20 protein-coding genes are annotated in these 24,774 nt (G+C 45.2%); 9 read left to right on the top strand and 11 right to left on the bottom strand.

All coding sequences use genetic code 11. From position 1 onward, the window contains the following. Positions 1–5: 5 nt before the first annotated feature. Positions 6–4,343, bottom strand: a complete 4,338-nt coding sequence (locus K4039_RS00295; protein ID WP_265233116.1) for an amino acid adenylation domain-containing protein — start codon at positions 4,341–4,343, stop codon at positions 6–8. Positions 4,344–4,844: 501 nt separating this feature from the next. Continuing rightward, on the bottom strand, positions 4,845–5,447 hold the full coding sequence (locus tag K4039_RS00290; RefSeq protein ID WP_265233115.1) for a superoxide dismutase: 603 nt from the start codon (positions 5,445–5,447) through the stop codon (positions 4,845–4,847). A 376-nt stretch (positions 5,448–5,823) separates the two neighbouring features. On the opposite strand from K4039_RS00290, the gene K4039_RS00285 reads away from it, so the two are divergent. Continuing rightward, complete coding sequence (locus K4039_RS00285) at positions 5,824–6,363, top strand: phosphate-starvation-inducible PsiE family protein (protein WP_265233114.1); 540 nt, start codon at positions 5,824–5,826, stop codon at positions 6,361–6,363. A 194-nt stretch (positions 6,364–6,557) separates the two neighbouring features. Here the strand turns inward: K4039_RS00285 and K4039_RS00280 are convergent, their stop codons facing one another. Beyond that, the gene (locus K4039_RS00280) at positions 6,558–7,109 is read right to left on the bottom strand and encodes a peroxiredoxin (RefSeq protein WP_265233274.1); all 552 of its coding nucleotides are present in this window, start codon (positions 7,107–7,109) and stop codon (positions 6,558–6,560) included. A gap of 237 nt (positions 7,110–7,346) precedes the next feature. On the opposite strand from K4039_RS00280, the gene K4039_RS00275 reads away from it, so the two are divergent. The 3 genes from K4039_RS00275 to K4039_RS00265 all read left to right on the top strand — a co-directional run bounded on the left by K4039_RS00275 (position 7,347) and on the right by K4039_RS00265 (position 11,468). Continuing rightward, positions 7,347–8,672 (top strand): peptidylprolyl isomerase, encoded by a 1,326-nt coding sequence (locus K4039_RS00275; RefSeq protein WP_265233113.1) that lies wholly within the window; start codon positions 7,347–7,349, stop codon positions 8,670–8,672. Positions 8,673–9,003: 331 nt separating this feature from the next. After that, positions 9,004–10,143, top strand: a complete 1,140-nt coding sequence (locus tag K4039_RS00270) for a transposase (protein ID WP_265233112.1) — start codon at positions 9,004–9,006, stop codon at positions 10,141–10,143. A 605-nt stretch (positions 10,144–10,748) separates the two neighbouring features. Further along, on the top strand, positions 10,749–11,468 hold the full coding sequence (locus tag K4039_RS00265) for a pentapeptide repeat-containing protein (RefSeq protein WP_265233111.1): 720 nt from the start codon (positions 10,749–10,751) through the stop codon (positions 11,466–11,468). Positions 11,469–11,585: 117 nt separating this feature from the next. On the opposite strand, the gene K4039_RS00260 is transcribed toward K4039_RS00265, so the two are convergent. Together K4039_RS00260 and K4039_RS00255 are read right to left on the bottom strand one after the other, a co-directional pair. Then, positions 11,586–12,704, bottom strand: coding sequence for a tocopherol cyclase family protein (locus K4039_RS00260; RefSeq protein ID WP_265233110.1), 1,119 nt, complete (start codon positions 12,702–12,704; stop codon positions 11,586–11,588). After that, the gene (locus tag K4039_RS00255; RefSeq protein WP_265233283.1) at positions 12,599–12,844 is read right to left on the bottom strand and encodes a hypothetical protein; all 246 of its coding nucleotides are present in this window, start codon (positions 12,842–12,844) and stop codon (positions 12,599–12,601) included. Before K4039_RS00255 ends, K4039_RS00260 begins: the two co-directional genes overlap by 106 nt. On the opposite strand from K4039_RS00255, the gene K4039_RS00250 reads away from it, so the two are divergent. Then, the gene (locus tag K4039_RS00250; protein WP_265233109.1) at positions 12,795–13,376 is read left to right on the top strand and encodes an Npun_F5749 family FMN-dependent PPOX-type flavoprotein; all 582 of its coding nucleotides are present in this window, start codon (positions 12,795–12,797) and stop codon (positions 13,374–13,376) included. The two genes, K4039_RS00255 and K4039_RS00250, sit on opposite strands and share 50 nt — an antisense overlap. A gap of 147 nt (positions 13,377–13,523) precedes the next feature. Here K4039_RS00250 and cysE read toward each other — a convergent pair whose 3' ends face one another. Together cysE and K4039_RS00240 are read right to left on the bottom strand one after the other, a co-directional pair. Next, the gene (cysE, locus tag K4039_RS00245; protein ID WP_265233108.1) at positions 13,524–14,318 is read right to left on the bottom strand and encodes a serine O-acetyltransferase; all 795 of its coding nucleotides are present in this window, start codon (positions 14,316–14,318) and stop codon (positions 13,524–13,526) included. A 278-nt stretch (positions 14,319–14,596) separates the two neighbouring features. Next, positions 14,597–15,079: a hypothetical protein gene (locus tag K4039_RS00240; RefSeq protein ID WP_265233107.1), complete on the bottom strand. Its 483-nt coding sequence runs from the start codon at positions 15,077–15,079 to the stop codon at positions 14,597–14,599. Between the two features lie 113 nt (positions 15,080–15,192). Here K4039_RS00240 and K4039_RS00235 point away from each other — a divergent pair, with 113 nt between their 5' ends. The 3 genes from K4039_RS00235 to mrdA all read left to right on the top strand — a co-directional run bounded on the left by K4039_RS00235 (position 15,193) and on the right by mrdA (position 19,509). Beyond that, entirely contained in the window at positions 15,193–15,387 is a 195-nt protein-coding gene (locus tag K4039_RS00235; protein ID WP_265233106.1) for a hypothetical protein, read from the top strand. Positions 15,388–16,085: 698 nt separating this feature from the next. Continuing rightward, positions 16,086–17,405: a transposase gene (locus tag K4039_RS00230; RefSeq protein ID WP_265233105.1), complete on the top strand. Its 1,320-nt coding sequence runs from the start codon at positions 16,086–16,088 to the stop codon at positions 17,403–17,405. A 274-nt stretch (positions 17,406–17,679) separates the two neighbouring features. Further along, positions 17,680–19,509 carry a penicillin-binding protein 2 gene (mrdA, locus tag K4039_RS00225; protein ID WP_265233104.1) on the top strand — a complete coding sequence of 610 codons (1,830 nt, stop codon included), beginning with the start codon at positions 17,680–17,682 and terminating at the stop codon, positions 19,507–19,509. A 488-nt stretch (positions 19,510–19,997) separates the two neighbouring features. Here the strand turns inward: mrdA and K4039_RS00220 are convergent, their stop codons facing one another. The 4 genes from K4039_RS00220 to K4039_RS00205 all read right to left on the bottom strand — a co-directional run bounded on the left by K4039_RS00220 (position 19,998) and on the right by K4039_RS00205 (position 24,410). After that, on the bottom strand, positions 19,998–21,734 hold the full coding sequence (locus K4039_RS00220) for a DUF3352 domain-containing protein (RefSeq protein WP_265233103.1): 1,737 nt from the start codon (positions 21,732–21,734) through the stop codon (positions 19,998–20,000). Positions 21,735–21,877: 143 nt separating this feature from the next. Continuing rightward, positions 21,878–22,411, bottom strand: coding sequence for a hypothetical protein (locus K4039_RS00215; RefSeq protein ID WP_265233102.1), 534 nt, complete (start codon positions 22,409–22,411; stop codon positions 21,878–21,880). Between the two features lie 71 nt (positions 22,412–22,482). After that, complete coding sequence (locus K4039_RS00210) at positions 22,483–23,616, bottom strand: flagellar assembly protein H (RefSeq protein WP_265233101.1); 1,134 nt, start codon at positions 23,614–23,616, stop codon at positions 22,483–22,485. Between the two features lie 194 nt (positions 23,617–23,810). After that, a complete protein-coding gene (locus K4039_RS00205; protein ID WP_265233100.1) occupies positions 23,811–24,410 on the bottom strand; it encodes a pentapeptide repeat-containing protein in 600 nt (199 codons plus the stop codon). Between the two features lie 164 nt (positions 24,411–24,574). Between K4039_RS00205 and K4039_RS00200 the strand changes: the two genes are divergently transcribed. Continuing rightward, positions 24,575–24,703 carry a hypothetical protein gene (locus tag K4039_RS00200; protein WP_265233099.1) on the top strand — a complete coding sequence of 43 codons (129 nt, stop codon included), beginning with the start codon at positions 24,575–24,577 and terminating at the stop codon, positions 24,701–24,703. The last annotated feature ends 71 nt before the right edge of the window (positions 24,704–24,774 follow it).

Below are 24,774 nucleotides of genomic sequence, written 5' to 3'. Positions count from 1 at the left end.
ACAGCCTAAAGTTTTGCTAAAGCTTGATCGATATGCACTCTCATTTTTTCGGCTAAGAGAGGGACATTGGGTTCTTGAAGGATACTTAGATGATCTCCAGGGATATCATATATATCTAATCCTTCAAGCAACAGTTCCTTCCAGTTTTCCAAAGTGCTAAAGTGACTTTCCTCCTTCGCCCGGAACAAAACTGCCCTGCCTTGGTAAGGCTGTGGCTTGTAACTATTAAAAGCGTACTCCCGAAACTGTAATCGAGGATCTACCGGATTACTATTAACATTATTAATGTTAATATCAGGAGTCGATTTAGTCTTCGATTCTACTATCTTTTGAAGCAAATATGAAAGCCCTTTTTGGCGCAGCTTTTTGATATGAAAAGCCAGCTTCTGACTCAATGACAGTTGATTTTTTCCTGGAATCGCACTATCCAAAAGGCAAAGTAAAGCTACTTCTTCACCTTGTAAACGAAGTTGATGTGCCATTTCAAATGCTACTAAGCCACCTAATGACTCACCCGCTAGGAGGTAAGGGCCTTTAGGCTGATGTTTTTGTATTTCTTTGAGGTAGCGAGTGGCCAGCTCTGGAATACTCACTGAAGGGGTTGGTGATTGGTCAAGTTTATTCTTTTGGAACATATTGACTTCCTCTTTGACATAGACTCCATAACAGGTTTGGTCTTTGCCCAGGTGTCTTGATAAGTTATAGTAAAGGAAGATGCCGTAAATAAAGAATAAAGGCAGTTTGGAACTACCTTTCTGAATCGTGACTAAAGCCTGCGAAGAAGACGATAATCTTTGTTTACGAAGGGTGTGAGCCAACTGGTGAATCGTTGGTGATTGGAAAAGGATAGGTAAAGGTAGCTCTTTCTTGTAGGTTTTCTCTATTTCACGCATTAGGGATATCGCTAATAGGGAATGTCCTCCCATCTCGAAGAAATTATCTGTCGTACTGATGGATGAAATATTCAATACTTGTTCCCAAATATTGATGAGTTGAACTTCCAAATCATCCTGGGGACTGGCAAATTCTCCTGGCTGTTCTGGATTTTCTTGAGGTGTAGGGGCGGGCAAATCTAGAGCCTTTTGAGTGGCGGGTATGATTGCTGCTTCGCGAGATTGTTCAGGTACAGGTAGAGCTTTACGATCTACCTTACCATTCGGTGTTAGGGGTAGAGCTTCCAAGAAAACAAAGATAGACGGCACCATATATTCTGGTACATACTCCTTGAGCAGACTTCGCAGTTCTTGGATGCTTGGGTTCTGATTGTTGAGAGCGACAATATAACCCACTAGACGCTTGTCGCCAGGAAAATCTTCCCTGACGATGACCACTGCCTGCTGCACGTTGGAATGTTTGACCAAAACAGACTCGATTTCACCGAGTTCGATCCGAAAACCGCGAATTTTGACTTGAAAATCTAGGCGACCTAAACACTCAATATTTCCATCTGGCAAATAACGTGCTAAGTCCCCCGTCTTATATATTCGTTCGGTTTCTCGAAAGGGATTAGGAATAAATCTCTCAGTGGTTAAATCGTCACGTTGCAAATAGCCTCGCGCTAATCCTGAACCACCAATATGTAATTCCCCAGCCACCCCAACGGGAACGGGTTGCAGGAGAGAATCTAAGATGTAGATATCGGTGTTGGCGATCGGCTTACCAATTAAAATTCGCTGTTCGGGGTCTTTGATTTGATAAACCGTTGACCAAACTGTTGTTTCCGTTGGCCCGTACATATTCCAAAGTTCCGTACCTTTGGTTAACAATTGAGCAGCTAATTCTTTCGGTATGGCTTCCCCACCGGAGAGCATTTTCATCGGGGACTGACCTTCCCAGCCCGATTCCAGCAATAATCGCCAAGTCACTGGAGTTGCTTGCAGGATCGTAATGCCTAATTGGGCGATCGTCCTTAATAACTTTCTGCCATCCATCGCAGCTTCCCGACTCAGGATCACAACCTGCGCTCCCACAGTCAGGGGTAAAAACAGTTCTAAGACTGCAATATCAAAAGAAAGTGTTGTGACAGATAGCAAAATATCCGTCGCACTGATCCCCGGTTGCTCGCGCATCGACTTTAAAAAATTGACTGCGCCACGGTGGAGAACTTGTACACCTTTGGGCTTACCCGTGGAACCAGATGTATAAATGACATAGGCCATATTTTCTGGCGTAACACTGGCGATCGGCATTTCCTGACTCTCTTGAGCAATCAGTGGCCAATCCGTATCCAAACAGATGACCAATGATTCTTCCGTAGGTAGGCTCTTCACAAGCTGCTGTTGTGTTAACAATACTTTGGCTTGGGAATTCTCGATCATGTATTCCACGCGATCGGGAGGGTAGTTGGGGTCTATGGGAACATAGGCTCCGCCCGCCTTCAGCACACCTAATAATCCCACCAGCATTTCCAGAGAGCGATCGACACAAATGCCCACTAAATCATCCGGCTTCACCCCTCTTTGTTGCAAATAGTTGGCCAGTTGATTAGAGCGTTGATGTAGTTCTTCGTAAGTCAATGTTTGACCTTCAAAGGAAACCGCAATTTTATCTGGAGTTACTTCTGCTTGTTGAGCTATTAACTGGTGCAGGCATAGATCTTGCGACTCATCTTTTTGAGTCTGATTCCATTCCACAAGCAACAGATTTTTCTCTTGGTCTGGCAACAGCGGCAAGGCAGAAATCGATTGTTCTGGATGAGCCACAATCCCAGACAACAAAATCTGGAAATGCTCGTTCATTCGTTCAATAGTTTCTGCATCAAACAAATCCGTGCTGTAGTACCAACTCCCCTCCAATCCTGCGCTGGTTGGTTTTAAGAATAAAGTTAAGTCAAACTTCCCCTCGTTATTTTCAATCACCCACGGACTGGCTGTTAATCTTGACAGATCGATCCTTTGGAAGGGAATATTTTCCTCAAAGACAAACGTCACTTGAAACAGAGGGGAATAGCTTAAGTCGGGCTGGGGACAAAATTGATCGACCAATAAGCAATAGGGCACATCTTGATAGGCTTGCCCTAACAAAACAACTTTCCGCATTCGTCCCAGAAACTCTGGGAACGTGGGATTACCCGACATATCTGTACGAAGGGGGACAGCATTCACGAAATTTTCTGAATTCACACGGCCCACAAAGGGGGAGCCAACAATCACATCTTCCGTACCTGTATAGCGATAGAGCAAGATATTAAACGCGGCTAACAGGGTTGTGGATAGGGCGACGCCTTCCTGCCCGCCCAATCGACCCAGGGCCGTGGTGATTTCCCCAGAAATGCCAAAAGACAGAGAAGCTGCCTGGAGGGATTGCTCTGGGGGACGTGGCCGGTCAGTGGGTAGGGGTAATAAAGGGGTGGCTCCCGCAAGTTGTTTTTGCCAATACGCTAAGGAGTCTTGAAGGGGGAGCTTGCGTAGCTCTGACATCAGAGTTGTATAGGATATTTCGTAGATTTCCCGATCGATACACTGCAATTTAGGATCGTAATACAAGATCAATCTCAGAATACCCAACGCTGCAACCCATTGTTTAGCTCGTATATATCTCAGGATTTCGTAAGGCAATCGATCGGCAAAAAGCTTAGTCCAAGACCTTTTTCCTTGTTCGTAAGCCGCTATATATTCTTCTTTTCCAGTCTGTTGAATGTAACTCCATTGCCGACCATGAGATAGTCTTGCCTGGATCAGCATTTTTGCCGATTTACTGGATAGGTTATTGCCAGTGTAGCGATATTTAGAAACGACTTCACCGTGGAAATAGATCGGAAAATCACGGGCTACCCGCAGGAACAAATTGATATCTTCCATCGGCACAAGACTTGGGTCAAATGCACCAACAGACTCAATAGAGACGGACTCCAGAGCAACACGCCGAAACATAATACAACCGCATTGAATCTTATGCTGGGTGGCTAAAATGGTTTGATAATTAGCAACTTCAGGCTGATCCTCATATTTTTCTTCTACTTTGTATGAGCCATCAGGTTGAATGGAATAGAAGAAATAACGACCAAATACAAAGCCCACCTCTGGTAGGGCGTTGATGTGCTTGACTCCAATCTCGATCGCTTCAGGTAAAAGGCAGTCATCACTATCCAGGAAAACAATATACTCTCCTGTACTAACCCCCAGACCAGTATTGCGTGCAGCAGCAACGCCTTGGTTGTTTTGATAGACGTATTTTACTGCTGGGTAGCGATCGCAGATTTCTTTCGTTTCATCAGTAGAACCATCATCTACGACAATAATCTCAAATACGGGTAGAGTCTGCTCAAGTATGCTCTCTATTGCTTCCGGTAAAAATTGGGCGCTGTTATAAGATGGAATCACTACTGATACATTTTTTGTCATTTTCTATACTCCAAAAGGTTGTGTTAAATGTCGCTGCCTCCAATATTAACAATCTATCTCTCAGACATCTATCTGTCCAGAACTCTATCTATCACAACAACATTGCTATAGCAAGGGGAAACGTCCCGATTTTGCGAGGATTGGAGAGTTCTACTATCCTTTCCTCGCTACAAATGGGTTTATAAATCTTCACAAATTAGATACCGTGTGAGGCAGTGGAAGTTCCCAAACTACCACACCTATTCTTACATCCACTTAAGTTGTAGGCGATATTAAACTTCACAATATAAAAATATGTAAACAAGGCTAACGAGTGTTGCTAGATGTGCATTTGAATACTTTACAATCGTTTACATATTTGCGTTTTACAGCGCCGACCTACTTAAGCGAACCTATTAAGCTAGTAGTCAGAACTTCAGTCCTCGGAAATAAACAATAAAATCCTCACTACAAACTTAATAGATTCGTAGTGAGGACTTCAATCCTAAAAATCAGGTGCTACTAAGCCGCAGCCAAATTTGCTGCTGCGAAATCCCAGTTAGCCAAATTATCCAAGAAATTAGTAATGTAGTCGGGACGGCGGTTTTGGAAATCCAAATAATAAGCGTGTTCCCACACATCCAAAGTCAGCAACGCAGTTTGGCCATGTGCTAGCGGGGTGTCAGCATTAGCTGTTTTGGTAACTTTCAAAGTACCGTTATCCAAAACCAGCCAAGCCCAGCCGCTGCCGAACTGAGTTGTCGCAGCAGCCTTGAATTCTTCTTTGAATTTGTCGAAGCTGCCGAAGTCGGCATTGATTTTATTAGCTAAAGCTCCTGTCGGAGTGCCGCCGCCACCCGCTTTGAGGGAATTCCAAAAGAAATTGTGGTTCCAAACTTGACCTGCATTGTTGAAGATGCCGGCTTTTGATGGGTCTTTAGCAGATGCCATCACAATTTCTTCGAGGGATTTGCTGGCTAGTTCGGTGCCTTCAATCAGTTTGTTGAGATTGGTCACGTAAGCAGCGTGGTGTTTGTCGTGGTGGAACGAAAACGTGTTGGCCGACATATGACCTGACTCTAATGCGTCAGCGGCGAAGGGTAATGGTGCGAGTGTAAATGCCATTGTGTTCAATCCTCTCTAGGTGGCTGTTGTTTTTCGGTTGACTTTCCGGCTTTTCGTTGATTCGAGCCTAAAGTTCCTAGCTTGAGTTGATCAAGCTGTCGTAAATAATTCTTTACAATTTTTATATTTTATCTCAGTTACAGCATTTTAGGATTTTGAATTATGATTTTCACCAAATTTACTAATACCAGATTTCACATAGCACAAACATTGGCAACAAGTCAACCCGCCTGCGTGATAAATAAAAGTTTGTGGAAAATTCTCAACAGACAGAAGTTTGATGATGGTTATAAATAAATTAAACCTGTTTTTTGTCAAAGATCAGCTCAATTTAACTTAAGCTGTAAGCAAGTCCAACAGATTCCCGGAGCAGTCAATGGAAAACCGTTCAAATAACCAGACCAATTCCCCTCCTAAATGGTTAAATTTGAAACTAATAGTCAGCGGTCTGGAAACTGTTCAAGACTTAATTGTAATTTCTTTGTGTATTGGTTTGTTCTGTTTCATGGTACTCGAACTGCGAGAAATGTTTTTCTCGCTGTTGCCTCCTTTGAATTTTCAGGAAGTGACTGCTGATATTCTCTTTCTCTTGGTTTTGGTGGAATTGTTTCGGCTACTGATTATTTATTTGCAAGAGCAGCGCGTTTCTATCGGCGTGGCGGTTGAAGTTTGTATTGTTTCAGTTTTGCGAGAAGTTATTGTGCGGGGTGTGCTGGAAACTCCCTGGGTTCAAATATTATCAACAGGTGGATTTTTGCTGGTTTTGGGAATATTGTTGGTCATCCGAGTTTGGTTGCCGCCAACTTTTGAGGGGATTGACCCGGAACGCCGTTTTGCTAGCCGAAAAAGAAATCTGTCAGAGCCGGAATCTTCTTCAGAGCCTGTTGCCGTAAATAGTAAGTTCAATTCTCACTGAATATGGCGGGATAGGCAATTTTCGATTTGAAATTGACTTTATAGCTTGTCTCGTTACCAGGTATCAAGTGTCGTAAAATAATTAAATTAATATCAGGTTTGTAGTGGGGTTTTTAGTCGGATTTAAAATCCTGAATAAAGGCTAAAGTCCTCACTACGAACCTATTTGATTGCGGTTATTTAGGTGAGATAATATTAGCTGTTAGTCTGCAATTCGCCTAAACGAGCCAAGACTTCTTTGGAGTGAATCGCCGGATTAACTTTGACAAAAGTTTCCCGCAAAATCCCCTCAGGGTCAATAATAAAACTGTGCCGGGACGAGATAAAACTCATCCAAGAACCGTAAGCTTTACTGACTTGGCCGTCGGTATCGGCTAACAGCGGAAATTTCAAACCTTCTGAGTCGCAAAATTCCGCGTGGGAGTTGACATCATCAGCACTGATGCCGATGATTTGAGTGTTTTTTGCTAAGTATTTCGGCAAGTCTTGCTGGAATCGACGTGCTTCGATCGTACAACCGGATGTAAAATCTTTGGGATAGAAGTAGACTACCAGCCACTTACCGCGATAATCGGACAGCGAGACTTGCCCGTCGCCGCTGTTTGTCGGTAAACTAAAATCTGGTGCGGCTTGATTCACTGCCGGCAGTTTGCCACCGAGGGCAAAGGCTGGAGGAGCAACATTGAAACTCACAAAGGCTAGACAAATTACCAATAAAGTGCTAAAAAATTTGCGCCGGGAAATCATAAATTCACAAGTAGAACTGTACATAACACAAGTTTACAGTTTTCTGATTAAATGGGTAGGAGCAATTCGCGGATTGCTTCTAATACTAAATCCGAGTTACCTACCCCTTTATGATTCGCCGATTAAAACCGCTTCTATACAAGGAAGCCGGTGTCTGTGGGCTAAGAAGTAAAGGGGATGTTTAGCCAGGATTGGGTATGAAACCCAAATATCACTCACTCAAATAGCAATTTACTTATGAGCGCTGCACTCCCGTTAACAGGCAAAGTTACAGTAGTCCAGGTAATTAATGGTCAACCGGTGGTGATCGAAGTAGACGGCACTAATGCCCCGATTACTGGGGGCAATTTTGTGGATTTAGTTGAACGTGGCACCTATGATGGGGTGATGTTTCATCGAGTTGTGCGCCAGCCCGATCCTTTTGTAGTGCAAGGGGGCGATCCGCGCAGCAAGGATACTAGCATTCCGGCGGGTCAATTGGGAACGGGTAATTTTATTGACCCGGATACGAATCAGGCGCGTTTTATTCCTTTGGAAATCAAACCGCAAGGCGCGGCACAACCAGTTTATAACCAAGTTGTGACCGAAAAGCCGCAGTTGCCGCACACGAAAGGGGCTGTGGCAATGGCTCGTTCTAGCGCTTTGAATTCGGCTTCTTCGCAGTTCTATTTTGCTTTGGATACTTTGCCATTTTTGGATGGCAATTATGCTGTTTTTGGCAATGTTGTTCAAGGTTTTGACACGGTTAATGCGGTGCAGCAGGGCGATCGCATTTCCAGTGCTAAAGTCGTTGCAGGGATTGTCCCCAGTCGGGTTTCGAGTATTATTACCAATGCTGCTGTGCTGAATAGTTTTGTCAATAATACCAATTTTGTAAATCTGCCTTTGCGATCGCTCAACTTGCCTGATGCCCCGAACACCTATCAAGTCACCGCCCAAGATTCTCAGCAAAACCCCATCGGCGTGCGGGGAGGTAGCGGAAACGATCGCATTATCGGTTCACCGATTGATGATGCCATTAACGGCGGCCAAGGCAACGATACTCTCACGGGCGAAGCGGGCGACGATTTTATTAGAGGCGGCAAAGGTAGCGACTTAATTAGTGGCGGTATTGGTAACGATATTATCAACGGAAATCTCGACGACGATACTGTCAATGGCGATGCTGGTAACGACTTTTTGAGAGGCGGTAAAGGGAATGACTTGCTAACTGGTGGCGATGGCAATGATATTTTGATGGGAGATGTAGGCAACGATACTCTCACTGGTGACGCAGGTGCAGATATTTTTGTTTTAATCGCAGGTGGTGCAGAAACAGACACAATTACTGATTTTATATCTGCCCAGGGCGATCGCATTGGCATTGGCGGTAGCAGTTTGTCAAACGTTGCTTTCACTCAGTCTGGAAGCAATACTTTAATTCAAGTTGGAGGGGCTACTTTGGCCACTGTTCAAAATGCCACGCCCGCCGCAGTTCAAAGCGCTGCTTTTGCAATTGACTTTTCTACTATTTCCCGTCCCAATGACTTACCAGTGGGCGATGCTGCCTTAAGAATTGGCTAACTTTAACAATACTCATGCCATAATTATAGGTGTAGGGTGCGCAGTGCGCACCTTGCCACACGATCCATTTTCCATTCTCCATTCCCAAATTTCACGGTGATATCCGTACTCTTAGGGACGTGATAAGTTTGATGAGATTGGGTGATGCGCGGGGGTAAGAACTGTTCATAAAAATTTACCTAAATATTCCTAAAGCTGCTTATTAAGTGTGCTATATATGCGTGAGTAAGTTGACAATTTCGCTCAGCAGCCGAATTGAAACAATTCGAGTGCGTCTCAACCTTGAGACGTTGGGAATCGGAAGGAAATTGTTCAAAAATCTTAATTAGATATGTACGCCATCAAACTAGAACTAAAACTTAATAATCAAGAACGTACCTTGATGGCGCGGCATTCTGGCTATGCGAGATTTTGCTACAATTTCGCCTTATCTCTATATCAAGGTGTTAAAGAACACAGGGGTAGCAGCAGCAAAAAAGTAGCAGCGATTGAACGAGTTTTCACCAACCACGTCAAGAAATTACCAGAATATCAATGGACTACCACTCTGTCTTCCAGAGTTTATAAAACCACATTCCGCTATTTCGGTGAAGCACTATCGCGATGCTTTAAAGGATTAGGAAAGTTCCCAAAGTTCAAACGAAAAAAAGATGGCGACTCTTTTACAGTAGATGCGGCTGACTGGAATCATGCAGTTTTACTCAAACCGCAAAAGTTAATAAAAATTCCCACCTTGGGGACTTTTAAACTCAAGGAAGCAATCCCATTTCCTTGTATGGCGCAGACATTTACCATCTCGCGCACCGCAGATAAATGGTATGTTTCCTTCGTTATAAAAGCCGAAAAGATGCCACTGTTGTTTCACCCAGTTGTGGAAACTGTAGGCATTGACTTGGGTGTGTCAACTTTTGCTACTCTTTCCGATGGCAATTGTTACGAGTCTCCCCGTCCGCTCAAAACAGCGAAAACCAAGCTGAGCAAAGAACAGTGGAGAAATCGCCATAAGCAATTGGGTAATAGCAGATTGGGTGTGAAAGCATCCAATAATGCCCGAAAACATTATCGTAAAATTGCCAAAATTCATGCTAAAATTGCCAATCAACGTCGAGACTTTTTGCAGAAAACCACCACAAAAATTAGCCGAAAATATGCCCACATTTGCATCGAAGATTTGAATGTGAGTGGGATGATTGCTAATCATAAATTAGCGGCAGCTATTTCAGATTGTGGTTTTTATGAATTTCGGCGTGAATTGGAATATAAGTCAGCTATGTACGGTACGACGGTTGAATTGGTCGATCGATGGTATCCGTCATCAAAGACTTGTTCAAGTTGCGGTCATATTCAGTCAATGCCACTGAAAGAGCGAGTTTTTGAGTGTTCCAATTGCGGTATAACAATTAATCGCGACTTGAATGCTGCGATTAATTTAGCTCGTCAATCTGGCATGAGTAAGACCAGTTCGGTCTGAAGTTAAGCCTGTGGACAAGTAGGAGCCAACTCCCTTGGAAGAAGCAGGAAGTGAACATTAAATCTGCCATGAGTAGGTTTGAGTAGGTTTCATAGAACGGATTGACTTGTGTGCTCTGAGTTAGGCTTAGTTAGTGATGTCGATCGCAATTAGGGATAATTGCTGCTATAACCCGCTAAATCTCGTAGTTTCAGGCTAGCTGGGCGGTTGATTGCTGCCCAGATTCAAGAGAGGGGAAGAGGGGAGAAAGGAGGAAAGCGAGAATATTTGACTGTGGAGGCGGAATAGTTTATTGAAATATACAATTTAAATGGGCAAAAGCTTAGTACCTTGTAATGATTTATGCTATCAGTAAATCCCGATCGCACTTGCGAGCATCTGATACCGGGTTTCGGGAAAAAAATTGTCTGGCACCGACGCATCTGTGAAGCAACCCGTTTTCTAGGTAAGAGGATTCGCCCGTGACTGGCCGAGTTAAGTTGGGGGCTGGGCTAACGGCGATCGACATTTCACTAATATTTTTGAGTAATATTGCTGATGAAAGTTGCCGATTCTTTGGTATGCTTTGATTACACATCAAGAATCTATTGCGCAAATTAGTGTCAATGAAAAGAGTTCTGAGGTTAAAAACTTTAGCGGTGGCAGTATTGGCGATCGTCCTGTTCACTCTCTACTTGACTCCTCCAGTTCTGGCCGCGAATGCCGAGGATGTGAGTCAGCTATTAAAAGATAATTGGTGCGTCAGCTTTTTGTGGAAGCAATGCGATTTGAGCGCTGCCGATTTGCGAGGAGCTAATCTGCAAGAAGCCAACTTGAGCGGCGCTAATTTGTCCGGCGCCAACTTGTCCGGCGCTAATTTAAAAAATGCTGACCTTTCAGACGCAGATCTCAGTGGCGCTAATTTAGCAAATGCTGATATTTTGGGGACGGATCTCCGTCGAGCAAATTTGACTGAAGCTAATTTAAACCGAACTAAATTGTGGGATGCTAATCTGACTTTGGCAAATCTGAGTCGCGCTAATTTACAAGATGCTAATTTGTTGGATTCTCGACTTTGGGGAAGCAATCTCACTCAAGCTAATTTAACTGATGCGACGCTACACGGTGCTGATTTGCAATATGCTAATTTGGCAGACAGTAATTTGACAAATGCTGACTTACACAGCTTCTTTTTCCGAGGTTCCAAGCAAGTTACGAATCTCAGCAATGCTAATTTAGAAGGTGCTAATTTAACGGGAACAAATCTCAGAGGTGCGGTGCTGAATGGGGCAATAATGCCCGACGGCTCTATTAATAATGAAGAAATTGGCTTGAATTTAAAGTAAAGTCGGTCTGAAGACAGTTGGCAGTTGACAGTTGGCAGTTGACAGTTGACAGTTGACAGTTGACAGTTGGCAGTTGGCAGTTGACCGACTAATGACTAATGACTAATGACTGCTGATTTAATTCGATCGCCAAACGTCATCCCAGGGCCCGCCACCAACTTCCAAACCGGCCAAAGAACTTTGAGCCTCTAAGATAATTTTAGAGCGCTGCTTGCCATTTTTTTCAACATTTGGGCCCAATAATTCTCGCAGTTGCAAGCGTAATTCGCCGTGCGTCGTATCCCGGCAACAAAAAGCCAGACCCTCGGCTGTAGGAGTTCGCACATAAGTACCAGAACTGTTTGTAGTCCCAATTAACTCAACTTCAAACTGACTGTTTCTCGCCTGGATTTTCCAGCTTCCCCAAGGTTCAATATTCCAACTAATTTGCGAATTCCAAGGCACAAATTCGTAAAATTTGCCTCGGTAATGGATGCCAATCATTGCTACCGATTCCATCCACCACAGCACGCCTCGCCTGCCGCCGCCAGCAGTTAAAGCTAAATCACTTTCGCCTTGAAAACAATTGCAATTAATCCAAAACCACTTGTGCGGAAAAGCACCGCCCCAGTTTTTTTCGCTGTAAGCGGGAGCATCTGTAAATTCGTAGCGTTCGCCGTTCCAATCGATCCATCCTGTGGCTAAACCGTGAGCCATTAAAATTTGCCATCCAGGCTCAAATACGGGCAGAAAAGATAGCATTCCCGCCGTAGATTTTTGGAGTTCAGCAGAGTTTCCCCAGCCGTAAATTGGTTTAATTTCGTACTCCCAATAACAGTGACTGCCACTTCCGGGATCATGCAGATAACCTTGATTTAAGGTAGCAGTAGCTTGATAGCCTTCTTCGATGTGGCTGTCGAATATTTGCGGCTCTAAATATGCGGGTTTAATTTGTAAATTTGTTTTGCCCCAATGTCCTAAACCCAAGCTTTCTCGGTGCGCCCAAAATTTATTTACGTCGGGGAAGGTGCGGCATAAATAGCTATCTTTAGGGCCGTAAATCTGAGCAGCACCGCCGCTGTATGGTTGACCGCCTCTGGGGTCTTCGATGGAATACATGAAGGCAAAGGATTGTCCGTGAATTGGTAATGTTATTCGGTAGTACCAGCCTTCAAAAAAGCGCCGGGAACTACTGTCCCAGTGGTAGCCGCTGTGGGGAGTTTCAATATTTGTGAGTTTTGAGTGTGTATTTGACATAAAATTACCAATAGTATGACAGGGAATTGACGGATAACTGTTTCTTCCTTCTTCCTTCTTCCTTCTTCCTTCTTCCTTCTTCCTTCCTTTATGTGTTTAGCACTTTGGCGATCGCCCTTGGCGCGAGCTCTGCACCGCAACCGCAGCCTTGCTTTTGCCCGCTACTTGCAATTAGCAACGGTTCGCGCCACTGGGCGTCCGGCTAACCGCACTGTGGTTTTTCGAGGTTTTTTAGGAGATACTAATCAGTTGAAGTTTATTACTGATATTCGCAGTCAGAAGACCGAGGAAATTGACCTCTATCCTTGGGGGGAGATTTGCTGGTATTTCCCTAAAACTCGCGAACAATTTCGGATTGCCGGACAACTTATTTTGGTGCGGCAATCCGATGCAGATTCCGAGTTGTTTACAGCGCGCCGCACAGCTTGGCAGGAGCTTTCTGAGGCTGCTCGATCGCAGTTTGCTTGGCCTGCACCGGGGGAAGATAAGGCGGATTTTGGTGCTTTTGATTCTGCTTCCCCAGATGCTCACGAGCCGCTGTCGAATTTTTGTTTGCTGTTGTTGGAACCCGAAACGGTGGATTTTTTGGAGTTGCGGGGGGAACCGCAGAACCGATCGCTTTACGGACGCGATGCAGATGGAAATTGGTTTGTGCGATCGGTCAATCCTTGAAAAAGAAGTCAGTAGTCAGTAGTCATTAGTTATTGGTTATTAGTTATTGGTTATTGGTTATTTGTTGTCAGTTCCAATGCCCAATGCCCTGTTTGGCCAATCCCTCCGCTTCGCTTCGCCCAATGCCCTGTTTGGCCAATTCAAATTTTAGATGCCGGTGCCGTCGAAAAATTCTTGAATTGCTTTATCTTTTAACTGACAAGCGGCGGCAACAACTTCGGTTTTTTCAGCTAGGGCTACATTGTTGGTTTGGTTTAAATGTGGAAATGCTGAATAGGAATTGGGAACAGAAGTTAAGGAGACAGATGCTTGAGGAACCAAACTTTTTACTTGCTGTTCGAGGGATTCGATGCGATCGAGCAAAGAGCGAATTACCACAGCTTCCGAATCCGGCAAACTGCCGTGTTCTAGGGGATTGACGCGGACTCCAGATCGATACACGATGCGGCCGGGAATCCCTACTACCGTGCAGTCTGACGGTACATCGCGCAGGACGACGGAACCTGCGCCGATGCGAACGTTGTTGCCAATTAGCAGGTTTCCTAGTACCTTCGCCCCCGCACCGACAACTACATTTTCGCCGACGGTAGGGTGACGCTTGCCGCTTTCTTTGCCTGTGCCTCCGAGGGTGACACCTTGATAAATTAGGGCAAAATCGCCGATTATTGCTGTTTCGCCGATGACAACCCCCATACCGTGGTCGATGAAGACGCTTTTGCCGATCGTTGCACCTGGGTGAATTTCTATTCCTGTCAAAAACCGAGCAATGTGGGAAATCAAGCGGGGAATGAAGGGAAGTCCCAGTAAATAAAGCCAGTGTGCGAGGCGGTGCAGCACTAGGGCCTGAAGACCTGGGTAACAAAACAATACTTCCAGCCAGTTGCGAGCGGCTGGGTCGCGATCGAAAATTATACTGAAGTCAGCTTTAAGGGTATGAAGCACTTTCGGAGTTCCCAATTTTGGTTAAACACGCCACTTTCAATTTTACAATTTTACTTGATCGCGGAAGTTAGATCGTGTTCGGTCGATTGTCACAACATAAACGGTTCGTAGCGCGGACTTAAGTCCGCTTGTTCGGTTGCGGACTTAAGTCCGCACGCGCGATCCAATCTAATCGAACGGACATGATATTAGTGGTCGATCGGGCGATCGGGCGATTGGGAGAAAAATTTGAGGATGTAGAATATTTTAGCGTGTCCATCCCACAGCGTGGCTGCGTTCTATTCCTGTAGTGAGATTGTATAGTTAGACTTGGCTCCGGCTTCGAGAGTACCGACCCAAATCCTGTAAGATCCTGCTTGCCAGTCTGAATCTACAATGCTGGCATCTTTATTCTGACCTGTATCGTCTCCGCAGCGCACGCTGTTACCGGGGCCTTGTACGACTAAGGTTGTGTCCTTCCCTCCGCTGTTGACTTGGATTGCGAGTTTTGAAAAGTTTTGCTGCAAGATTATGATGTGGTCTGGAGTAGGAGTGGCAAAGCCCAAACATTTGTTTTTGTGGCGATCGGTGTTGGCAATGGCAGAGAGAGAGTACGATCCGCCTGTGGAACCTCTCAACATTGCTGTTGGGGAGTCAAAACCTCGCGATAAAGTTAAAGTGCCGAAGTTGGCTGTTTCTGCTAAAACTGGTAGGGCGGCGATCGCGCCGATCGCAGCTAAGAGCGCACTGTTTTTGAAATGGACTGGCAGATGGAACCACATGGCAATACTCCTGTGTCACAACTTAAAATTACAACTCAGAATATACTCGTCTGAGTCCCAAGAATCGGAACTTGGAGAGGAAGAACAATTTTTGTTTAATTGAGTGAAAAAGCTTGTGGCTTTTGTTCCTGATTTCTATCATCGGAACCCTGACCTGTGCGATCGCCCTCGATCGTGCCACTCCGAGTTCTGCCACACGCGATCGGCTCACATCCGAAATTATACGCTCTCAAGATGCTCGATGTCAGGAACTCAGGTCTAAAGACACGCTCGCTTGGTCGCGAGAAATTACTCACAAGCTATTCTGACCAGCTATAGTTTTAACTGACTACGTTATTTAGGTCACGACACCCTGTGGATGCGAAGCTAGTCCCCTGCTCTGTCGCTAGTGGTTAAACAAGTTCTAAAGTCACGCTTTACAGTGCTGCTAGCCCTGCGCAAGCCCTGATAACATTGACCGACAAGCTAACATTACCCCGTAAGGGAGGCCCAACAAAGGCAACCATTATGCGTACAGGATTGTGAAGCTTGAAATGGTAATTTTCCCATTGAGAGTACATTACAAAAGTACACCTAGCCAAGCAATCCCAAGGCGGTGATGGAAAGATTCACGGTGGTTAAAACCACCCGTGTCGTTTCCCTCTCCGAGGCTAAAGCCACTGAGTTTCCCACTTACCGAGTTTTTTTATGATAATTTTGGCTTTGCTGTTGACGATCGGTGCCCTATTGACATGGGGTTTAATAATGTTACCTGTAGAGATCTTCGGCTGGCTTCACTTTCCTAATTGGCTGAGCCTGATCTTAATTGTGCTGGCTATTTCTTGGTGCTTGGACGATTAGTCAGCAGTCATGAGTTATAAAAAAAGTTCGGCAAGCGGAAAACTCATCGGCTTTAGCCATTATATGTAAGCGGCACGGGCGGTTTTAACCGCCGTGAATCTTTCTTGATTCTTAATATTTAAAAGGCGCCTGCTATATTAAGATATGAACAAGGAGGTGAGTGAGATTGCTAACAAACTATATTTACAAATTGCGCCCCAATCAAACGCAAGTCTTAAAGATGTCGGCTTGGGTAAATATGCTTAGAAGTCATTACAACTGGTGTCTAAATGACAGGATTAACCAATACAGCCAACAGTTTGTCCAAGGCGACTACTGCGATATTAGAACTTATGGCGAAATTTCACCGTTAACCTGTTTCGTTAGCAAAAGTGGCGCAACTGGAAATCCCTGGAAAGACTATAAGTTTGATCGAGAAGGTAAGGCTAGAAATCCCCGTAGAAGTGCGGCGGACATTCAAATTACAGCATTGCCAGAATTGAAAATTGCTAGACATTGGTATGCTCAAATAGATTCAACAGTTCTACAACAGAATGTTAAACGCTTAGACACTGCTTACAAGAATTTCTTTGAAGGGAGAGGATTTCCCAGGTTCAAAAACCGTAGCAACTTTACGTCTTTTACTTATGTGATGGGCGTAAAACTAAAGGGCAATAAAATCTATCTCCCTAAACTGGGCCAGATGCGATTTCAGAACTCTCGCTCAATCCCAGATGGGTTTACCATCAAGGCTTGCACGGTTAGAAAACGTCAAAATGGTTGGTATATTTCCCTCAGAATAGAGGATAAATCTGTACCTGAATACAGCGCTAAACTCAGGCGTAATAATCCCAAAGTAATAGGGTGCGATTTAGGAATAACTAAGTTGGTTCACCTTTCTGATGGATATCAAATCGAGAATCCCAAGTTTGCAACCAACAAAAAAGCTAAGCGGACTCTGAAAATTAGACAAAGGCGAGTTAGCCGTAAGGTCAAAGGTAGCAAAAACCGCAAAAAAGCGGCTATCAGAGTTGGGCGATTTCATCAAAAGATTGGTAATAAACGCCAATCGCATCAATGGAAAGTTGCTAACAAGATTGTGTCTCGCAACGTCGATGTGATTGCCCTAGAAGATTTAAACATCTCTAGGATGATGCGCCGATGCAAGGTGACAACTGACAAAAAAGCTGGGAGGTTTCTTAGGAATGGACAATCCAGAAAAAAAGGTTTGAATCGTTCTATCTCTGATGCAGGTTGGGGTGAATTGATTTTGAAGATTGAGTATCTTGCTGTGAAGCAAGGAAAAATCACAATTAAAATCAATCCTAAACACTCTAGCCAAGAATGCAGGAATTGCGGTCATATCGACAAGTCGAATAGAGATGGTGAAAAGTTCATGTGTGTCGAATGTGGCTATCACGAACACGCTGATATTGGCGCTGCAAAAACTATTCGAGATCGAGTTTTGACAATAGTACGCGGGCCAGGACGCGAAACTTGGTGCTAGCCATCTAAACGCCCAAAAGGTATCACTGCGCTCAAAGAGCAAACGCGGTGAGTTTGGGAACCTGAGCAATCAGGATATTAAGGTTGCAAAATCTTAAGAATCTCAGTCGCTGTCTTCGCTGAGAGTGTCAATAGTGATGAGTTATTAGTCATGAGTTATTATCGATCGTTCCGCTGCGCCTAACAGTGAAAGCCGATCGCCCCGGTCTGATGCTGTATACTGCAAACTTGAGAATCAGAAATCTAAGATCTAGGATTTGACATCTACCTATAGAATGATGCAACGACAAATTTATTCGCTCTCAGAATTTCGCTCTTCAGACAAAACTCTGGGGGAAACTCCTAAGAAACAGTCGCGTCCGATACATCGGGCGATCGTATTAATGCTGGTGGCAACCGGTTTGCTGGGCCTGCACGCTAGTCGGCTGGTGGAATTGCAACTGGTACAAGGTAAGCAAAACCGGGAACGGGCCGAAAACAATCGGGTTCGCCTAGTGCCAATGCCGGCAAATCGCGGACATATTGTCGATCGCAAAGGCAAGCTGCTAGCGGGAAACAATTTAGCTCGATCGGTCTATTTGTGGCCGAAAGAACAAACGCCGGAACAGTGGAAAGTGACAGCAGACAAGTTGAGTCCGCTGCTGAAAATCCCGGCTAAAGAAATATTAGAGAAATTAAAAAAGGTCGATCCTCTATCCTACAGACCCGTGCGGATCAAGCAAGCGATGCCGCCAGAGGTGTTTGTACCGCTAGCAGAACAGGTGGGACAAATGCGGGGAGTGGAAGTGCGGCCCGAAGCAAATCGCTACTATCCCGAAGGCAGTTTGGCGGCTCATGTTTTGGGATATATTGGCGAAGCTACCGCAGAAGATTTGAAAGCTCACCCGGAATATCCGATGGGGATGATTGTCGGTCAGATGGGCATAGAAGCGAGTTCTAACAAGGAGATTGCGGGAGTTTGGGGCGATCGGCTGATCGAGGTAAATGCCCAAAATCAAGAATTGCGGCTGATGGGAGAAACACCCCCGAAACCGGGCGAGGCAGTGCAGCTAACCATCGACTTGTCCATGCAAAAAGCAGCGGAAACAGCCCTGGGGAACCGCCGGGGAGCAGTCGTCGCCCTGGATGTCAAAACCGGCGCGGTATTAGTTCTCGCCAGCCACCCGACTTTTGACCCCAATCTGTTTACGCGAAAAATCACTAAGGATGACTGGGCAACTCTTCAAGACCAGGAAGATCCATTTTTGAATCGGGCGATGCAAGGCTATCCCCCAGGCAGCACTTTTAAAATTGTGACTTCTGTCGCCGGTATCGAGTCAGGCAAGTTTTCGCCAGACTCAATTTTGGGTACTTCGTCTTACATTACTGTGGGCGGAATTAATTTTAATGAACACAGCGGCGGTTACGGCGACATCGGCTTTCGGGATGCTTTGGCTTTCAGCAGCAATACGTTTTTTTATCAAGTGGGGATGAGTACCGGGCCAGAGGAAATTTCTAAGTGGGGACACCGCTTGGGAATTGGCAAGGATACGAATTTGAATCTTTTGGGGCTAGGCGGGGGCAGTCACGGTCAAATTCCGACACCGGCCGAGAAGGAGAAAATCTATAAAGAACCTTGGTATGAGGGCGATACGGTAACGATGTCGATCGGTCAGGGGTTGGTGTTGGTGACTCCTTTGGAGGAGGCGGTAATGGTGAGTTCGATCGCTAACGGCGGCTATCGAGTCAAGCCCCATCTTTTGACTTCTATGACTGGCACTCCAGAGACTCAACGGGTAAAGATCGGGATCAAACCTTCGACAGTTCAGGTGGTTAAGGAAGGATTGATCGCAGTAGTTTCCGAGGGTACGGGACAGGGACTCAATGACGGTTCGATTCCGCTGACGGCGGGCAAAACAGGGACTTCGGAGGTCATCGGACAGGAGGATCACTCGCTATATGTGGCATTCGGGCCTGCTGAAAAGCCAGAAATTGCGATCGCCGTGATTGTGGAAAATGCCGGTTTTGGTGCTGTTGCCGCCGCCCCGATCGCCAAAGAGGTATTTCAAGCTTATTTTGGCAAACCAAAAACACCAGTCAACCCAATAGTAGTAAACCCTGAGTAGTAATTAGTCAGTTGTCATTGGGTATTGGGCATTGGGCATTGGGCATTGGGCATTGGGCATTAGTTGACAAGTAGAGTAAGGTGCAATACCTCTCGGTTAAGCACAAAATTGTAGGATTTAATCTCCTGAAATGCTTGTAAACTCGTTAAGGATTGTTAACCAAAGTTCCTTAACCGAGAGGTATTGGAGTAAGGTGGACTCACGACCTGAGAAACCGGGTTTCTTTCAATATTGATCGTTTCTGTTACGAAAACTCGTAGAAACCCGGTTTCTTACTCACGCGCGCCAACCTGAGAAACCGGGTTTCTTTTAATATTTATCGTCACTCAACCCAAAACTCGTAGGAACCCGGTTTCTTACTCACGCGCACCTGAGAAACCGGGTTTCTTTCAATATTTATCGTCACTCAACCCAAAACTCGTAGAAACCCGGTTTCTTAGCGTGATAGGCGCGTCCGTTACTAATGACTAATGACTAATGACTAATGACTAATTCAGCCGCATAAATATGGTGGCTTTGCGAATTCCTGTGATTTCTCCCGTACTGGTGACGGTGAGCCATCGCAAGTGGTCGAAAAATGGTCTCGCGGAAAGTTCAATTAACCTCAACAGCGGGATTTGTTTTTCCCAAATTGCTCTGCTGGAGGGCCAGTCTAAATAAAAATAGCCGTCGTTAGATGGCGGTAGCGGTTCGATGCTGGTTTGAAAATCAAGATTGGCAACTAAAGAGCCTGTTTCGGCTGCTTTGAGCGCTGCATCCATTGCTTCTACTGAAGTAGTGAAAATTTCGTATTTACCGACTGTGGCTCGAACTCCTTTTGCCTCGGTTTCGATCGCACTTTTTGTTTTATTTTTTTGATCATAATTCTGGCTCGTTGTCAACTGCGTCCAAGCGGTAATTTTTTGGTTTCTGAGAGTAAAGTTGCCGATGCTGTATTCTTTGCTGCGGGCAATGTCATCAAGTTTGTCGATCGCCTTTTGAGCATCCGCAGATTTTTCCGCAGCAAAAATCCAGTCGGGAGTGTTTGACGAACTTGGAACCACTGCTAAAGCGTATTCTCCTTGTACCCAGTTAAATATATCTTGCGGCAAATTGACGCCCCAATTTTGCTGAATATCTGCGATCGTGCGATCGACTAATTTTGAGACTTCTGCGTTGGCGGACACCGCCGATGACAAATCAGTCCAAAAATTCCTTAAATCGGTGCTAGCGACGGCGAAAGGACTGGCTGAGGGTATGTACTGCAAGGCTTGGACTGGTGCGGAGAGTGTGGGAACGGCTGTGTTGTCTCGCGATGTTACCAAAGCAGTTTGGGCCAGCAATCCGCGTCGGTTGACTCCGACAGCAACTGCGAGGGAATTGGGAGAAACTTGGGAATTTTGTTCGGTTTCTGGCTGGGGAAAATTGACAAAAGCTAAAGCTATTCTGCCTTGAGTTAGCTGCTGCACAGCTTTTTGATATTCGGGGGTATTTTTAAGATTTAGGTTGGCTGTTTCAACGTTATTAATTGCATCTCGCAGCACGTTCGGACTGTTGGCAAATAAAACAAAACTACTGTTATTTCCAGAATCAGAAGTGCCGCCGATTGCCGCAGTTGCAAAGCTGGGTGGCAAAGTTGAATTCGGCAGAGAAAGCGGGTTGAAAGGCGAAATTGGATCAGTTTTTTTCTTTGCTATTGGTGATTCTTTATAATATATTTTTACGCCTTTATATAGTTCCGACTGCACTGTTTTCTCCTTACGAGATTCTTTTTGCCAGTAGGAAGTGAGAAATTGTTGGCTGCGATCGGCATTTTGGGAGGAAACTGCCAGCAGAAACCCGGTTTGTTGGCCGTTGTTGCGATCGCGATCGTCGAAATCGGGATTTGTGAGGGCGAGGGTAATTTCGTCACCGATCCAAGGTTGGATATCGCGACTGTAATCCAGGCCTGTATTGGCGAGGAGGCTTTTTTTGATTTGCTCGAATTCAGCGTGCGATCGGCTTCTTTCTTCGGGAGAGGCAAAGATTTGCCGCAATGCTTCGAGGCGATCGGGATTTACCAGCATTGAAGCTAACAAAGGCGCTTGTTTCGAGACAAACACAGCCGCAGCCGGAGTAGTTGTCGGCCCGCCGGCGAGCAAATTGAGGGGAGTTTTGGTTGACAGCCAGTAAAAACCACCGGCAGTCAAGCCTAGGAGTGCCAAGACACCAGCAATCAGGAAAGAAAAGAACGATCGCAGCTTCATACAACAAGGACTAATGATCACAGTCTATTATTAACTACAATAACGCATCACCGTAGCTATTGACATATACAAAATTTAGGGGCGGTGTCTGTTAAAAACCGCCCCAATATTGACAGGCGATCGCCCGTCAGTTTATTTTGTTTCTAAGTCGATGGTTGTATCAATCTTTCTGTCAGTTCTTCAATCGACAATTGAGGTAATTCTACCAACAAAGATGATAGAATTTCGGGAGATAAAGCCAGCAGATTAGAGATGAGATTCACCGGGAGTTGTTCTAATTGTCCCGATTGACTGAAGGATTTTTCCAGAACTGTTTGTGCCAGCAAGCTTTGCACTTGTTGGCGTTCATTTTGTCCCGCAGGCAAATTAGATAACTGCACTAGCAACACAGTAAATTCGGCAACAGGTAAAGCCGATATCAACGGGATGAATGCGAGAGTTAGCGGGTCTGATTCTCCAAATCTGACCTGCAATAAGCTCTCCAAAATCATCCGCTGTCCTTCTTCCTGACCTTGTTGTTTGGCTGCTTCTAAATGTTGTTGAAAAAGAGGTGCGATCGCCATAACTAACTCCTGATCTTCATCATCCCCTGCGGGAATAGGTGGTGTATTCGCTTGCAAATTTGCCTGCAAGATGTACAATAATTGTAGCGCGTTAATTCGGAGTGGATTATCCACAGGCAATGCACTCAATTCGGCGATGCCTGTTACTATTATTGACAGGCATCGTCTGCCAGTTTATTTTGTTTTTAAGTCAATAATTGTGCCAATCTAGCTGTCAGTTCTTCAATCGACAATTGAGGTAATTCTGCCAACAACGATGATAAAACTTCAGGAGATAAAGCCAGCAAATCATGGATGATACTCGCCGAAGTTTCTGATAACTGTTCAGCTTGAGGGAAAGATTTTTTCAGAACAGTTTCAGCCAACAAATTTTGGACTTGTTGGTGTTCATTTTCTCCCGCAGGCAGAGTAGATAATTGCACTAGCAGCAAGGTGAACTCGGCAACAGACAAACCCGAAATCGGTAGAATTAATGGGACAGTTCGTGGATCTAATTCCCCAAATCTAACTTGCAAAAAACTCTCCAAAATCATCCGCTGTCCTTCTTCCCGGCCTTCTTCCCGGCCTTCTTCCCGGCCTTCTACTCTGCCTTGTTGTTGTGCTGCTTCTAAATGTTGTTGAAAAAGAGGTGCGATCGCCATAACTAACTCCTGATCTTCATCATCCCCTGCGGGAATAGGTGGTGTATTCGCTTGCAAATTTGCTTGCAAGATGTACAATAATTCTAGCGCGTTAGTTCGGAGTGGATTATCGACAGGCAATGCACTTAGTTCGGCGATCGCCTGTTCCTGTACCCGCCCCCGGCCCAACATCCGCAACCACATAGTTTCTGGGACTCTCGGTAACTGGTGAATCGCGACTAGCCCAACTCTCCAAACCTCAGTTAAAAAATAAACTCCTTTCTCCCAGCCCTCTGACTCTTCGGGAACCCGAAAACCAAAACTGTCGAGTAAAAGTTCCGAAGCAGTCGGAGTTAAAATCCACAACCTCGGCAATAGTCTTTCTTCTAAACGCTGGTCTTCTCGATTAGTCTGCCGCCCCAGTTTCGCCCTACTATTTAATAATTTTACCACACAACTGAAGATTCCTTCATTATTAACCGGATTGCGAAACGGCTCAATCACAGCTACAGTAGCAGCCATTTTACCTAATAAACCTAAACTTTGGAGATATTCGCCCTCAAAAGAAGTTGGTTGAAACCAGACATCAATTTCTCTGACTTCAGCGGTGACATCTTTGCTAGTTTCTACTTTTCCGAGGGGCGACAATAACTCTTGAAGGTATTCTTTAGCAAACTGATCGTGGGGGAACTTAGTCATAAATTCAATGTTTTGCACTCCCATACTATTTTAGCAAGAAAGATGCAGCAGACGGCGGTTTCACTCGCCAATTTTTCTTAAAATGTATCTGTGTTAATCTCCGTTAATCTGCCTGAAATCTGCGGTTGCTGTATCAATCAAAGATTTATGCAAAAAGTCTAATGTAGGGAAACGGCACTGCCGTGTCCTGATTGTTACCAAAGCAAACCTCGCGCATCGGAAAAATCTGCATCTAAAACCGCCCCCGCATCGAATATAGCATCAGTCAAATCAGCCTTTCTAAACGACGTTACCGACAATTTTTCGATTTCTTCAACAGCGATAAAAAAGCCGATCGCAGTTAACCCCAAAATAACCCCAGAAACCAAAAATAAACCAATTCCCCTGAGAGTATCCCCGCCCAAAAATGTCACAATACCGTTAGCGCCGATCGCAGCAGCAGCCCCAGCCACAGCCCCAGCCACAATTCCCGCCTCGCCCCGAGTCGCAGCAATCGCCGTCGCAGCAGTCCCAGCAACCGCCACAGCCCCCGCATCCGCCCCGCCAATCAGTCCAATCAAGGCCCCAGCCGTCGTCACAGTCACCGCAGTCACCCCAGCCCTAGCAATCAATTTTTTGATCCGGCGGCGGCTTTGTCCGGTTCTGACACCCTGAAAATTTGCCCCCCTCAAAATCGCCCCGGTGAAATTGCAGCCTCGAATGTCGCAACCGCTGAAGTTCGCCCCAGACAAGTCAAGCCCTTTAAATGAACGGTTCCGCAAGTTTTGGTTGGCAAAATTGAGATTTTGAGTCATAAGGAAGAAGGAAGAGGGAAGAAGGAAGAAGGAAGAGGGAAGAAGGAAGAAGGAAGAGGGAAGAAGGAAGAGGGAAGAGGGAAGAGGGAATCTTCGACAAGGGTTTGAGGAATTAAGAACATTTTAACTGTCGGGGGCGGTTGCTTTAGCAGAAAACAAGATATATGTCAATTATTATCGGATATTTGGTAAGTTCTCAATTTCCCTGTATAATCGATCGCGTGCTAGGAGCTAATCGGAACCACAAACAAAACTGGTACTACCTTCAATCCATGCTGGAACTTAAAATCTGAACAATCTTACAAGCAAACTCCCCCTCCTAGAAATTAGCATTAACAGTCCTGGCCACACGGGCGCTCAGAAA

Source organism: Lyngbya sp. CCAP 1446/10, assembly GCF_026130175.1.
Lineage (GTDB): Bacteria > Cyanobacteriota > Cyanobacteriia > Cyanobacteriales > Microcoleaceae > Microcoleus.
Note: the sequence above shows the minus strand (reverse complement) of the source record. Positions and strands in the feature narration are given on the sequence as shown.

What these genes read in the sequence shown, in the direction of transcription:
- K4039_RS00295 (WP_265233116.1), bottom strand. Translation starts at nt 4,343, where the DNA reads ATGACAAAAAATGTATCAGTAGTGATTCCATCTTATAACAGCGCCCAA.
- K4039_RS00290 (WP_265233115.1), bottom strand. Translation starts at nt 5,447, where the DNA reads ATGGCATTTACACTCGCACCATTACCCTTCGCCGCTGACGCATTAGAG.
- K4039_RS00285 (WP_265233114.1), top strand. Translation starts at nt 5,824, where the DNA reads ATGGAAAACCGTTCAAATAACCAGACCAATTCCCCTCCTAAATGGTTA.
- K4039_RS00280 (WP_265233274.1), bottom strand. Translation starts at nt 7,109, where the DNA reads ATGATTTCCCGGCGCAAATTTTTTAGCACTTTATTGGTAATTTGTCTA.
- K4039_RS00275 (WP_265233113.1), top strand. Translation starts at nt 7,347, where the DNA reads ATGAGCGCTGCACTCCCGTTAACAGGCAAAGTTACAGTAGTCCAGGTA.
- K4039_RS00270 (WP_265233112.1), top strand. Translation starts at nt 9,004, where the DNA reads ATGTACGCCATCAAACTAGAACTAAAACTTAATAATCAAGAACGTACC.
- K4039_RS00265 (WP_265233111.1), top strand. Translation starts at nt 10,749, where the DNA reads ATGAAAAGAGTTCTGAGGTTAAAAACTTTAGCGGTGGCAGTATTGGCG.
- K4039_RS00260 (WP_265233110.1), bottom strand. Translation starts at nt 12,704, where the DNA reads ATGTCAAATACACACTCAAAACTCACAAATATTGAAACTCCCCACAGC.
- K4039_RS00250 (WP_265233109.1), top strand. Translation starts at nt 12,795, where the DNA reads ATGTGTTTAGCACTTTGGCGATCGCCCTTGGCGCGAGCTCTGCACCGC.
- K4039_RS00240 (WP_265233107.1), bottom strand. Translation starts at nt 15,079, where the DNA reads ATGTGGTTCCATCTGCCAGTCCATTTCAAAAACAGTGCGCTCTTAGCT.
- mrdA (WP_265233104.1), top strand. Translation starts at nt 17,680, where the DNA reads ATGATGCAACGACAAATTTATTCGCTCTCAGAATTTCGCTCTTCAGAC.
- K4039_RS00220 (WP_265233103.1), bottom strand. Translation starts at nt 21,734, where the DNA reads ATGAAGCTGCGATCGTTCTTTTCTTTCCTGATTGCTGGTGTCTTGGCA.
- K4039_RS00210 (WP_265233101.1), bottom strand. Translation starts at nt 23,616, where the DNA reads ATGACTAAGTTCCCCCACGATCAGTTTGCTAAAGAATACCTTCAAGAG.
- K4039_RS00205 (WP_265233100.1), bottom strand. Translation starts at nt 24,410, where the DNA reads ATGACTCAAAATCTCAATTTTGCCAACCAAAACTTGCGGAACCGTTCA.
- K4039_RS00200 (WP_265233099.1), top strand. Translation starts at nt 24,575, where the DNA reads ATGTCAATTATTATCGGATATTTGGTAAGTTCTCAATTTCCCTGTATA.